We start from the raw sequence: 12,473 nt of genomic DNA, 5'->3' as shown, positions 1-12,473 counted from the left end.
CGTGTCTGACGTATCTGGCGTGTCTGACGTATCTGGTGTGTCTGAGTGTCCGACGGTGGACGGCGGCGGATGGCGGTCAGGGTCGCGGGACGGCAGGGGTTCGGCCACGGGTGAGTCCCCGCAGCCACACCTCGGTGGCGATCGTGGAGTAGAGGATGGCGTCGGAGAGCCCACGGGATGCGGGGCGCACGGCCAGACGGTGGAGTGCGGCGGCGTCCACCAGGCCCAGCTCCGCCAGCCGGGACCCCTCCCACAGGGCCACCAGGTCGGCGCGGTGTTCGCGCAGTCCGTTGGCGGCGTCCATGGAGGCCGTGGCCTTGTTGCTCCGCCGCAGGCACTCCTCGGGCACGATCCCGCGCATGGCCGTGCTCAGGACGGGCTTGTACCGCCAGGGCGAGACGCGTTCGCTCGGACGCACGGCGAGGCACGCCTCGATGACGCGGTCGTCGAGGAAGGGAGAGGCCATCGGCAGACCGGTCCGGGCCGCCATCCGGTCCCACTGCCGGATGATGCGGGTGCACGAGCGGATCTGCTCCAGGTCCGAGTGCATCCCACGGTCCGGGTGGAGCGGCGAGGCCGTCGCCGCGGCACCGAGCAGCGCCCGGCGGGCCAGCCGTTCCGCTTCCGGGGTCATCCAGTCGAACAGGCGCGGGGCCATGCCCCAGCCGAGGCCCGTCGCGACGGTGGTGGGGGAGGGGTCACGCAGTCGGCGGGCGGCGTCGGCGAGCCACTTCCCGTACGGACGGGAGTCGGCGAGAGCACGCACCGTGCCGCCGAGCGGCCACTGCCACAACGCCCGGAACCCCCGCATCTGACGCAGCGTGAACAGCGGGCGGGTACGCAGCAGCCGGTGGTAGTACGCCTCGGAGCACCACGCCACGTGATCGCCGCCGATGCCGGTCAGGTGCAACCGGCTGCCGCGTGCGGCGAGGCCGGGCAGGTGGTGCAGGACCCGGGAGCGGTCCATGACGCCGATGGTGGGTTCGTCGAGAAGGTCGTCGATGCCGAGCAGGTCCTCGTAGACCAGCGGCGAGGCGTCGGGGTCCCAGACGACGTGCTCGACGTCCGGGAGGTGCCCGATCGCTCGTTCGGCCCAGTGCAGGTCGGTGTCCGCCGGATCGCGTCCCGGCCAGGTACTGGCCACGACGTGGGCGGCGGAACGGTCGGCCAGGAAACAGACGGAGGTCGAGTCCAGGCCGCCGGACAGGTCGCAGCTCACGACCCCGCCCTGACGGGTGCGCGCGCCGACGGCCTCCTCCAGTGCCTCCCGGATGAGCGGCGCCGCTTCGGCGAGCGGCCGGTCCGGCTCCGGCGGCGTCCACCACCGGGTGTGCCGTACGGTGCGCCCGTCCGCCGCTACGACCATGGCGTCGTGCGGAGCAACGGCGGTGATGTCGCGCCACATCGACGTCTCGAACAGCGGATACGGGGCCGGCCACAGCAGCCGCACGGCCAGTTCCGCCACGTCGGGTTCGAGGTTCAGGACGGTGGCGAGTGTGTCGGCCCGGCTCGCCGCCACCCGTACGCCGTCGATCTCCGCGTGGAAGACGAGGCGCAGTCCGGAGGCGGTGCCCTGCACCCTGACACGTCCGTCGAGGGCGCCGACGAGATGGAAGCTGCCGGGCAGGGAGCGAGCCAGTGTGCCGAGTTCGGTGAGATCACGTAGCCGTGCGGTCCGGCGCAGCAGTTCGCCGGCGTCGACCGGGCAGCAGCCGATCAGGGCGACGGAGGCGCCGCCGGCGTGAGCCACGAGGACCTCGTCGTCGTGCCAGTGACCGACCAGCCAGGGGCGGCCCGACGGATGGGAGAGAATCCGGCTTCCGGGGCGGGCGAAGGAGCGGGCCACGGCGGCCGCGTCCGCACGGTCGGTGAAGACCGCGAAGTGCGCGTCGCCGGGGCCCGTCCCCGCACTTTCGTGCAGTTCAGTCATGACGTCAGGTCAAGGACCGTCGTACGTCAGTTCTTGCTCAGGATCAGCCGGTCGTTGCCGTGGCGCCCGAGGAGCCCGGTCTCCTTCCGGAAGGTGCCGAGCCGGACGAGCGTCGGTGCCTCGTAGGCCTTCTTCATGACTACTCCTCACATGCGGGGTTCCGACCGCTCCCCTTGACGGTCCGGGCTCGTCGGGAGCCCGGGCCGGAAAGCGGCCGCAGCACATAGCTAGCTGCGGACAGTGAGGTTGAGGCAAGAGTGTCAGCGAAGGTCAGATCATGTGCTGAATCGGTCTCACCGGGGCCGTGCGCCCTGCGCGCCCCCTGCGGCTTCCGGTGCCGCACCGGTGCGCGGCCCGGGTATGCGCCTGCTCAAATAAACGTTTCGACATGCCGCCCGACAGCTGACCGCCACGCTTTCCGGACGCGACCGCCGCCGGCCGCGGGCGGGCGCCGCCGGGCGCACTCATCGCTCTCGCGTGCTCCCTAGCCGTGCCGGATCACATGTTGATCATGTGGCCGGCGAGGCCGTGCACGGCCTCCTTGACGGCCTCGCCCAGAGTGGGGTGGGCGTGGACGTTGCGGGCGACCTCGTGGACGGTGAGGTCCCACTGCTGAGCCAAAGTCAGCTCCGGCAGGAGCTCGGTCACATCCGGCCCGATCAGATGACCGCCGATCAGCTCGCCGTACCTGGCGTCCGAGATGAGCTTGACGAAGCCGGTGGTGTCGCCGAGGCCGTGGGACTTGCCGTTGGCCGTGAAGGGGAACTTGGCGACCTTGACGTCGTAGCCGAGGTCGCGGGCCTGGGCCTCGGTATAGCCGAAGCTGGCGATCTGCGGCTGGCAGTAGGTGGCGCGCGGGATCATCGCATAGTCCAGCTCCATGGTCTCCGCTTCGGCGAGGGTCTCGGCGGCGATCACGCCCATGGCCTCCGCGGCGTGCGCGAGCATCAGCTTGGCGGTGACGTCACCGATGGCGTAGATGTGCGGGACGGAGGTGCGGCAGCGGCCGTCGACGTCGATCGCCCCGCGCTCGGTGACCCGCACGCCCGTGTTCTCCAAGCCGTAGCCGGTGACGTTCGGGGCGAATCCGATCGCCTGGAGGACCTTGTCGGCCTCCAGGATCTGCTGGGCCCCGTCCTTGCCCGTGACGGTGACGCGGACCTGCGGGCCGGACTCGTCGATGGCGTCGACGCGGGTGGAGGTGAGCACGTCGATGCCGAGCTTGCGGTACTGGCGGGCGAGTTCGGCGGAGACCTCGGCGTCCTCCAGCGGGGCGACGCGGTCCAGGAACTCGACGACCGTGACCTTCACGCCGTAGTTGTGCAGGACGTAGGCGAACTCGATACCGATCGCGCCGGCGCCCGCGATGACGACCGACTGCGGGAGGTCCTCGGCGAGGATCTGCTCCTCGTACGTCACCACGCGGGACGTGCGCTTGGTACCGGGGAGCAGCTTCGGTGTGGCACCGGTGGCGATGATGCAGTGGTCGAAGCCGATCGTGCGGGTCTCGCCGTCGTAGCCGGCCACCTGGAGGGTGTGCGGATCGACGAAGGTGCCGCGGCCGTCGTACTCGGTGATCTTGTTCTTCTTCATCAGGTAGTGGACGCCCTTGACGCGGCCGTCCGCGACCTTGCGGCTGCGGCGGAACGCCTCGCCGTAGTCGAAGGAGACCTGGCCGTCGACCTTGATGCCGAAGGTCTTCGCCTCACGGGTGAAGATGTGGGCGAGTTCGGCGTTGCGCAGGAGGGCCTTGGTGGGAATGCAGCCGACGTTCAGGCAGACACCGCCCCAGTACTTCTCCTCGACGATCGCGACGCGTTTGCCCAGCTGGGCGGCGCGGACGGCGGCGACATAGCCACCAGGGCCAGAGCCGAGTACGACAACATCGAATCGCTCGTCCTGCTCGACCACGGGTTGTTCCTCCCATAGGTTCAACTGCAACGGGCATGCCAAGTCAGACATTACTCGCCGACCCGGCAGGGGATCTTGCCACCGGGCCGTTCGACCTGTCGGACATTGTTCGAAACCTCTTGACGCTGCCCCGGGCATCGGCCGAAACTCTCGCCACACACTTCACCTGCGTGTAACGGCAGGCCCACGGAAAGGACTTGCCGTCGCCTCGTCGGCTTCTCGCCTTCCTTGCGTTTCCTTCCGTCCTGTCCGTCATCAGCCATGCCTCAGCAGGGATTCTCGACATGACGCACGTCGCACGACTTCGCAGCCGCGCGAGACGTTGGGCGGGCCCTCTCGCCCAACTGACCGCCGCGTCGATGCTGCTCACCCTCGCCGGACCCACCGCTCCCGCACAGGCGGCCCCGGCGGCCGAAGCGGCCGACATCACCGACGGCCTGGCCCTCTGGTACAAGCTCGACACGGGCTCCGGCGGCACCGTGGCCGACGCCTCCGGCAACGGCCGGAACGGCACGGTCAACGGCACCGCCGACTGGTCGGCATCCGGTCAGGGACTCGCCTTCAACGGCTCGGACACCTACATCAAGGTCCCGGACGACGTCATGAAGGGCATGGACTCGATCACCGTCTCCATGGACGTGCTGATCGACTCCGCCCAGAGCACGCCCTACTTCCTCTACGGCTTCGGCAACACCAGCGCGGGCAGCGGCAACGGCTACCTCTTCACCACCGGCAGCTCCTTCCGCACCTCGGTCGCGACGGGCAACTGGTCGACCGAGCAGACCACCAAGCCGTCCGACTCGCACAACCTGACCCGCGGCGTGTGGAAGCACCTCACCTACGCCCAGACCGGCTCCACGGGCGTGCTCTACGAGGACGGCGTCGAGGTCGGCCGCAACACCTCGGTCACCACCACGCCCGGCGCCATCGGCTCCGGCACCACCAAGGCCAACTACATCGGCAAGTCCGTCTACGACGGCGACAAGCTCTTCCAGGGCCGGATCCGCGACTTCCGCGTGTACGACCGGGCCCTGGACGGCTCGGAGGTCGAGCAGCTCTCCCTCCCCGTCGCCACCCAGGGCGTCGCCGACGACAAGGACGCCCTCAGCCTCGGTGACACCAGCGGCGTCACCTCCGACCTCGACCTGCCCAGGACCGGCACGGCCGGTGGCTCCTCCATCAGCTGGGACAGCGACAACCCGACCGTGGTGTCCGACACCGGCAAGGTGACCCGCCCCGTGGCCGGTTCACCGGACGGCCGCGCCACGCTCACGGCGACCCTGAAGAAGGGCACCGTGACCGGCACCAAGACCTTCGACATCACGGTCCGGCCCGCGCTCGACGACGCCGCCGCCACCCGGGAGGCCGCCGAGGCGCTCACGGTCCACAACCTCGACGACGCACGCGGCAACCTCACCCTGCCCGAGAGCGGCACGTACGGCACGGCCGTCGCCTGGTCCTCCGCGAAGCCGGACGTCGTATCGGCCGACGGCGAGGTCCGCCGCCCCGCGCACGGCGACGGCGCCACCACCGTCGAGCTGACCGCCACCGTCACCAAGGGCGACGCGAGGGCCACCCGTGTCATGACGGCCGAGGTGCCCGAACTGCCCGCCGAGGCGGCCCTCAAGGGCTACATGTTCAGCTACTTCACCGGCGAGGGCACCTCGGACGGCGAACAGCTCTACGCCGCCCTCAGCAAGGGCAACGACCCGCTGCACTGGCGTGAGCTGAACGACGGCAAGCCGGTCCTCACCTCCACGCTCGGCAAGAGGGGCCTGCGCGACCCGTTCATCATCCGCTCCCCGGAGGGCGACAAGTTCTACCAGATCGCCACCGACCTCAGGATCTACGGCAACGGCGACTGGGACGCCTCCCAGCGCACCGGCAGCAAGTCCGTCATGGTCTGGGAGTCCACCGACCTGGTGCACTGGACGAACCAGCGCCTGGTCAAGGTCTCACCCGACAGCGCGGGCAACACCTGGGCGCCGGAGGCGTTCTACGACGCCGAGCGCGGCGAGTACGTCGTCTTCTGGGCGTCGAAGCTGTACGACAACGCCGACCACTCCGGTGACACGTACAACCGCATGATGTACGCCACCACCCGCGACTTCTACACCTTCAGCGAGCCCAAGGTCTGGATCGACCGCGGCTACTCGGTCATCGACTCCACGATGATCCGCCACGACGGTACGTACTACCGCCTGTCCAAGGACGAGCGGAACAACACCTCCTCCACCCCCAACAGCAAGTTCATCTTCGAGGAGAAGAGCGACTCCATCCTGAACCCGTCCTGGACCCCGGTCGCCGAGGGCATCGGCAAGGGCGCGATGAACGCCGCCGAGGGGCCGCTGGTGTTCAAGTCCAACACCGAGGAGAAGTGGTACGCGTTCCTCGACGAGTTCGGCGGCCGCGGCTACCTCCCGTTCGAGACGACCGACCTCGACTCGGGCACCTGGACTCCCTCCACCGGCTATGACCTGCCCGCCAAGCCCCGGCACGGCACCGTGCTGCCGGTCACCCAGGCCGAGTACGACCGGCTGCTGCGCGCCTACCAGCCGGACCAGGTCGTGAAGAGCGTCGAGGAGGTGTCGGTCAAGACCCGGGTCGGTGACCCCCCGGTCCTGCCGGCCACGGTGATCGCCGAGTACGCCGACGGCGTCAAGCGTCCCGTCGCGGTCAGCTGGGAGGACGTACCGGCGTCGAAGTACGCCCAGGCCGGCACCTTCACCGTGACCGGCAACCTGCCGGACGGCGTCGCGATCCCGGTCCGCGCCGAGGTCACCGTGTCGGAGCAGGGGCCGGACGTCCCGGCCGACCTGCTGCTGCACTACGACTTCGACGAGACGAGCGGCAGCATCGCCCGTGACTCCAGCGGGCACGGCTACCACGGCACCTACGTCCGCACACCCGACTTCGGCACCGGTGTCGACGGCGGCTCGTTCAAGATGTCCGGCGACTCGTCGACCTCGCCGTACGTGAGGATCCCGAACGGTGTGCTGAAGAACGCCGACAGCGTGACGGTGTCGACGTATGCCAAGTGGAGGGGCGGCAGCAGCTTCCAGTGGCTGTTCGGGCTCGGGCCCGACAGCGACAAGTACCTGTTCGCCACCCCGTCCAACGGCGGCTCCAGCCTCTACTCGGCCATCACCAAGGCGAGTTGGTCGGCGGAGTCGAAGCTGACGGCCGGCTCGCAGCTCACGCCCGGCCGGTGGCGGCACGTCACGGTGACGCTGGACGGCGCCACCGGCACGATGGTCCTCTACGCCGACGGCGTCGAGGCGGCCCGCACGACGACGACCGTCAAGCCGTCCGAGCTGTACGACGCGGCCAAGGACCACAGCGGCTACATCGGCCGCTCCCTGTACGCGGCCGACCCCTACTTCGGCGGCGAGGTCGACGACTTCCGCATCTACGACCGTGCCCTCACCGGCAGCGAGGTCATGGAACTCAGCGGCAACACCACGGGTATCGCCAAGGCGACACACCCGGAGCTCAAGGTCGACGCGATCGTCGACAACGCCGGCGGCACGATCACCCTGCCGATGAATGCGGGCACCGATCTCACCACGCTGGCACCGGAGTTCACGCTGGCCGAGGGCGCGACGATCAGCCCCGCCTCCGGCAGCGTGCACGACTTCACCCGGCCGGTGACGTACGAGGTCACCGGGTCGGACGGCAAGAAGCGCACCTGGAAGGTCTCGGCGCTGATCATGAAGACCCCGTTCCTGCCGGGTCTGAACGCCGACCCCAACATCGTGCGCTTCGGCGACACCTTCTACATCTACCCGACGACCGACGGCTTCGAGGGCTGGAGCGGCACGCGGTTCAAGTCCTACTCCTCCACGGACCTGGTCCACTGGAAGGACCACGGCGTCATCCTCGACCTCGGGCCGGACGTCAGCTGGGCGGACAGCCGGGCCTGGGCGCCGACGATGACGGAGAAGGACGGGAAGTACTACTTCTACTTCTGCGCCGACGCCAACATCGGCGTCGCGGTGTCAGACTCGCCCACCGGACCGTTCAAGGACGCCCTGGGCAAGCCGCTGCTGAAGGCCGGTGACTTCCGAGGCCAGATGATCGACCCGGCGGTCTTCACCGACGACGACGGCAAGACGTACCTCTACTGGGGCAACGGCCGCGCCTACGTCGTCCCGCTCGGTGACGACATGACCTCCATCGACACCTCGAAGGTCACGGACATCACCCCCAGCGGCTACAACGAGGGCACCTTCGTCATCAAGCGCAAGGGCACCTACTACTTCATGTGGTCGGAGAACGACACCCGGGACGAGAACTACCGCGTCGCCTACGCGACCGGCCCCTCGCCCACCGGCCCGTGGACCAAGCAGGGCGTCATCCTGGAGAAGGACCTGTCCCTGGGCATCAAGGGCCCGGGCCACCACTCCGTCGTCCACGTCCCGAACACCGACGACTGGTACATCGCCTACCACCGCTTCGCCATCCCCGGCGGTGACGGCACTCACCGCGAAACCACCATCGACAAGCTGGAGTTCGACTCCGACGGCCTGATCAAGAAGGTGGTCCCGACCCTGGGCGGCATCGACCCGGTCACCGTCGTCCACGCGGGGCCGGACGCCACCGGCGCCGAGGGCGAGGCGATCACGCTCGCCGGCACCGTCTCCGGGGCCGGTACTCCCAAGTGGACCGTGCGGGACGGCGCCCCGTGCGCCGTCAAGAACCCCGCCGCGGCCCGCACGACCCTCACCTGCACCGACGACGGCACCTTCGAGGTCACCCTGACCGGCGGACGCGGCACCGACACGGCGACGGTGAAGGTCTCGAACGTCGCCCCGTCGATCACCTCCGCCAAGGGCCCCGGCTCGCCCCTCCCGGTGGGCGAGGCCGCCGTCGTCACGGCGTCCTTCGCCGATCCCGGCTCGTCCGACGGCCACACCTGCGAGGTCGACTGGAGGGACGGCAGCCGGCTGACGACCGGCACGGTCACCGACTCCGGCTGCCGCGCCACACACGTGTACGACGACGCGGGCATCCACCGCCCGGCCGTCACGGTCACCGACGACGACGGGGGCACGGACACCACCACGCTCGCGGAGCTGATCGTCTACGACCGTGCCGCCGGGCCCGCCGCCGGAGCCGGCACGATCACCTCGCCGGCCGGTGCCTACCCGGCCGGGCCGGGGCTGACCGGCAAGGCGGCGTTCACCCTGGGCGCCCAGTACAGGAAGGGAGCCACCGTCCCCACCGGCAAGGCCACGTTCGTCTTCGGCCCCGCCCGGCTCACCTTCCGCTCGACGGGCTCCGACTGGCTCGTGGTCAACGGCTCCCAGGCCGTGTACCAGGGCACCGGCACGGTCGGCGGCAAGAGCGGCTATGCCTTCAGAGTCACCGCCACCGACGGCCCGGACACCTTCCGTATCAGGATCTGGAAGAAGTCCACCGGCGACGTCGTCTACGACAACAGGACCGGCGCGAGAACGAAGGGCGTCGTCACCATCGGAGACCACCGGCGCTAGGCTCGCGCATCGAGACCAGCACGCGAGTTCGCTCCTCAACGCCTGCCCGGCGTTGGGGAGCGTGTCGCTCGCGGGATCAGCTCCTGACCGCGAAGTTGTAGTTGGGGTCGAGGAATTCGGCGCGGAAGCCGACGTGGCCGTCGTGGACGAAGCTCTGGTTGGGCGTGAGCAACCCCCACGGGCCCCAGTTGCCGCCGTGGTCCCGCGTGCAGGTTGAGGCGCCGAGGGACCCCAGCGGTCTGGTGCCCGAGTAGGCGGGCTGGAAGTTCTCGACGATGGGCCCCCAGTTCCCGAAGGTGCTGATCGCCGTCTGCTGGGCCAGCGTCGCCGCGTAGTCGAACCGGTAGACGAGGTCGTGGCGGTTCTGGACGGCGTTCCAGAGGTAGACGATGTTGCTCCAGGTCCCGGGGGACAACTCGACCGTGGTGTTCGTGACACCGATGACCTGTCGCGACAGTCCGTGCGAATTGACAGTCCGGCGGTACTCGACCATGGACGACCAGGGCACGTCCAGCTGCAATTGGTTGGGAGGGGGCTGTGCCCAGTCCCACACACAGAAGCTCGGCGCGTTCTGCGCGAAGTAGGCGACGAACGCTTCCAGCCCCCGGACCGCGCGGTTCGTGGCCGTCACGTACAGGAAGTTGTCGACGTTGCCTCCCGGGGTGTCGGGGCAGATGATGTCCCAGCCCAGCGCCGTGCCCGTCGCGAAGTCCCGCTTGAACGTCTGGTAGTAGAGGAAGCCGTAGCCGAGACGGGTCGGCACCGGCTCCTCCGTGACGCCGAAGTCCTGCTCGAACCGCTCGGCCAGGGCGGACGCCATGCGGTCGCGGTCTTCGAGATCCATGTCCGGGTCGGTCCGCGCCAGGCGGAGCCTGCTCTGCAGAAAGGCCCATCGGAGGGCTTCCGCGTTCTCGTCGGGATACTCCGTGGTGATCCGCGCGAACTTCTCGCGCTCGTCCGCGGGCTCGCCCGGCATGTCCGGACCGACGATGCGGAACGGTGCCGAGACATCGACGTAGGTGGCGGTCATGGGATGTTCACCTGCTCTCAGGACAACACGCAGGACGATGCGGTGCGGGGCGAACCGCCCGGCCGCAGGAGGGGGCGATCCCGTCCCACTCACGCACCGTAGGGGCCGTGCGTCACCCCAGCGTCATCACTGCGCAGCCCGTCCTCCGGCGCCAGCATCCGGGTGAACTGCGGTGAGGGCGCGACTCCCAGCTCCTCGCGCAGCGCCCGGCGAAAGGCCCGGTAGTGCCGCACCGCCTCGTTCGCCTTGCCCTGGGCGAGATACGCGGCGACCACCGCCCGGTGCGCGCTCTCCCGCAGTGGTTCGCCTCGTACGCTCGTCAGCGCGGTCTCCAGTGCGAGCGCGGGCCGCCCCTCCCCGGCCAGGCGGTAGGCCAACGCCTCGAGTGCGTGCAGCCGCAAGTGCCGCAGCCGTTCCCGTTCGAGCGACGCCCAGTCGTCGTCCCAGCCCGGCAGCAGTTCTCCCTCACCGAACAGGACCGTCGGCACCGGCTCGTCGCCCGGCGCCCCGGACGGTCGCACCAGGCGCAGCGCGGTCTCGGCGAGTTCACGGGCGTCGACCGTCACGGGGTCGGCGAGCGAGATCGCGTTCCTGCCGCACGTGACCAACGCCCGGTCGCCGTGCGGCAGCTTGCACAGGGTGCTGCGCAGGCTGCCTCGTGCGTGCGCCTCGGTCGCCTCCGGCCACAGCGTCCCCGCGAGGAGTGTCCGGCTGAGGCTCGAGCGCAGTCCCACGAGGGCCAGCAGACGTTGCGCGTTCCCGGACAGCTCCACCGCTTCGCCGCCGCACACCAATCCGAACCGGCCGAGCAGCCGGAGGCGGGGAGCGGGGCATGCTTCCGAGCGGTCCATCGTCTGCCTCGTCAGCGCAGTTCGGGAGGGATCGTCCGCGTGAACCAGACAGACGGCTCAGCCCCGAGTTCCGTGCGCACCAGGTGCCGGAACGCCTCGTAGTGCCTGAGGGCTTCGATCAAATTGCCCTCGGCGAGATGTGCCGAGACCACCGCCCGATGCGGGTCCTCGCGGAGCGGTTCGACGCGGATGCTCGCCCATGCGGCCTCCAGCGCCAGGGCAGGCATGTTGTGGCGTGCAAGCCGCTCCGACAGGGTGTCGAGTGCTTGCAGGCGTAGTCGGCGCAGCCATTCCCGTTCCAGGACGACCCAGTCGTCGTCCCAGTCGGGCAGCAGATCGCCCCGGTCGAGAAGCCCTGTCAGCAGGGGATCGGCGGAGAGGGAACCGCGGCCCCGGACGATGTCGAGTGCGGTCCGGGCGAGGGTGCCGGCGTCCACTCCCACGCCCTGAGCGAGGGCGAGCGACTCCTTGGTGCAGTGGACGAATTCGCGTTCGTGGCCGTCGCCGCTCAGACGCCACAGCGCTGTCCGAAGGCTCCCGCGGGCGTGTGTCCCGGTCGCGTCCGGCCACAGGGTCTGCGCGACCACGGAGCGGCGGACCCGCCGACGGAGCCCGACGAAGGCCAGAAGGCGCTGCGCGTCGCCGCACAGTGGCACGGGCTCGCCGTGGAGCTCCAAGCGGAACTGGCCGAGGAGTTGCAGGCTGGTGTGCTGTGGAGGTGGGGGAGAGGGGTTCATCGCTGCCCCCGACGAGATCGTTGGTTGACGGGGCACATACCGCCCGGTCAATTGTCTGTTGGCAGGCCCTTGATGGCGATGAAATACTAACAAAAAGGGATGAACTGCCCGGTTGGGTTTCCATAGATCTCACGGGAGCTGGTGCCGATGTGCGCCGCCGCCTCGGGGACGCCCATGGACGGGACCACCGTCACCCTCCTCCGCCGTGAGGACATGCTCGTCCTGGACTTCACCTTCTCCAACATCTCCCGCTCGGGTACGGCGGGCGCCGTCGTGCTCGGCCCCACCACGCCCGGCACCGCGGGAACGATCACCGCCCACTTCCCTCCGCAGTCCGCCCTGGAGGAGGCCACCTCCCTGGCGGCGGCGTCCCCCCGCACCAAACGGGTGCGGTACTCCGGAGAGAGCACCGTGGCCCTGCGCGTACCCCCGGGGACGTCCGTGCCGTTCACCGCGGACGGGCTGCTGTCCTGGGCCGCCCTCCTGGCCGCCCAGGCGGGTACCGTCCTCGAATGCGTC

8 protein-coding genes are annotated in these 12,473 nt (G+C 69.6%); 2 read left to right on the top strand and 6 right to left on the bottom strand.

The annotated features are described in order from the left end of the window. Positions 1–76 precede the first annotated feature (76 nt). The 3 genes from SSQG_RS04405 to lpdA form a co-directional block, all read right to left on the bottom strand. Complete coding sequence (locus tag SSQG_RS04405; RefSeq protein ID WP_003988505.1) at positions 77–1,930, bottom strand: lasso peptide isopeptide bond-forming cyclase; 1,854 nt, start codon at positions 1,928–1,930, stop codon at positions 77–79. A 26-nt stretch (positions 1,931–1,956) separates the two neighbouring features. Further along, a complete protein-coding gene (locus SSQG_RS40855; RefSeq protein ID WP_106434143.1) occupies positions 1,957–2,067 on the bottom strand; it encodes a keywimysin-related RiPP in 111 nt (36 codons plus the stop codon). Between the two features lie 361 nt (positions 2,068–2,428). Beyond that, on the bottom strand, positions 2,429–3,841 hold the full coding sequence (lpdA, locus tag SSQG_RS04400) for a dihydrolipoyl dehydrogenase (protein WP_003988504.1): 1,413 nt from the start codon (positions 3,839–3,841) through the stop codon (positions 2,429–2,431). Between the two features lie 284 nt (positions 3,842–4,125). Here lpdA and SSQG_RS04395 point away from each other — a divergent pair, with 284 nt between their 5' ends. Then, positions 4,126–9,336 carry a family 43 glycosylhydrolase gene (locus SSQG_RS04395; RefSeq protein WP_039931929.1) on the top strand — a complete coding sequence of 1,737 codons (5,211 nt, stop codon included), beginning with the start codon at positions 4,126–4,128 and terminating at the stop codon, positions 9,334–9,336. 76 nt (positions 9,337–9,412) lie between these two features. Here the strand turns inward: SSQG_RS04395 and SSQG_RS04390 are convergent, their stop codons facing one another. The 3 genes from SSQG_RS04390 to SSQG_RS04380 all read right to left on the bottom strand — a co-directional run bounded on the left by SSQG_RS04390 (position 9,413) and on the right by SSQG_RS04380 (position 11,954). Further along, positions 9,413–10,366, bottom strand: coding sequence for a hypothetical protein (locus tag SSQG_RS04390; RefSeq protein WP_003988501.1), 954 nt, complete (start codon positions 10,364–10,366; stop codon positions 9,413–9,415). A gap of 89 nt (positions 10,367–10,455) precedes the next feature. After that, a complete protein-coding gene (locus SSQG_RS04385) occupies positions 10,456–11,217 on the bottom strand; it encodes an AfsR/SARP family transcriptional regulator (protein ID WP_003988500.1) in 762 nt (253 codons plus the stop codon). 11 nt (positions 11,218–11,228) lie between these two features. Beyond that, positions 11,229–11,954: an AfsR/SARP family transcriptional regulator gene (locus SSQG_RS04380; RefSeq protein ID WP_052310230.1), complete on the bottom strand. Its 726-nt coding sequence runs from the start codon at positions 11,952–11,954 to the stop codon at positions 11,229–11,231. A 174-nt stretch (positions 11,955–12,128) separates the two neighbouring features. Here SSQG_RS04380 and SSQG_RS04375 point away from each other — a divergent pair. Then, positions 12,129–12,473: hypothetical protein (locus tag SSQG_RS04375; RefSeq protein WP_158680999.1), on the top strand; the 345-nt coding region annotated here is incomplete at its 3' end.

This window comes from Streptomyces viridochromogenes DSM 40736 (genome assembly GCF_000158955.1).
In the GTDB taxonomy this organism is placed as follows: domain Bacteria; phylum Actinomycetota; class Actinomycetes; order Streptomycetales; family Streptomycetaceae; genus Streptomyces; species Streptomyces venetus.
The sequence above is the reverse complement of the archived record's forward strand: the minus strand, read 5'-3'. Positions and strand labels throughout refer to the sequence as shown.

Coding starts and splice junctions, on each gene's coding strand:
- SSQG_RS04405 (WP_003988505.1), bottom strand. CDS start 1,930: ATGACTGAACTGCACGAAAGTGCGGGGACGGGCCCCGGCGACGCGCAC.
- SSQG_RS04390 (WP_003988501.1), bottom strand. CDS start 10,366: ATGACCGCCACCTACGTCGATGTCTCGGCACCGTTCCGCATCGTCGGT.
- SSQG_RS04395 (WP_039931929.1), top strand. CDS start 4,126: ATGACGCACGTCGCACGACTTCGCAGCCGCGCGAGACGTTGGGCGGGC.
- SSQG_RS40855 (WP_106434143.1), bottom strand. CDS start 2,067: ATGAAGAAGGCCTACGAGGCACCGACGCTCGTCCGGCTCGGCACCTTC.
- SSQG_RS04385 (WP_003988500.1), bottom strand. CDS start 11,217: ATGGACCGCTCGGAAGCATGCCCCGCTCCCCGCCTCCGGCTGCTCGGC.
- SSQG_RS04380 (WP_052310230.1), bottom strand. CDS start 11,954: ATGAACCCCTCTCCCCCACCTCCACAGCACACCAGCCTGCAACTCCTC.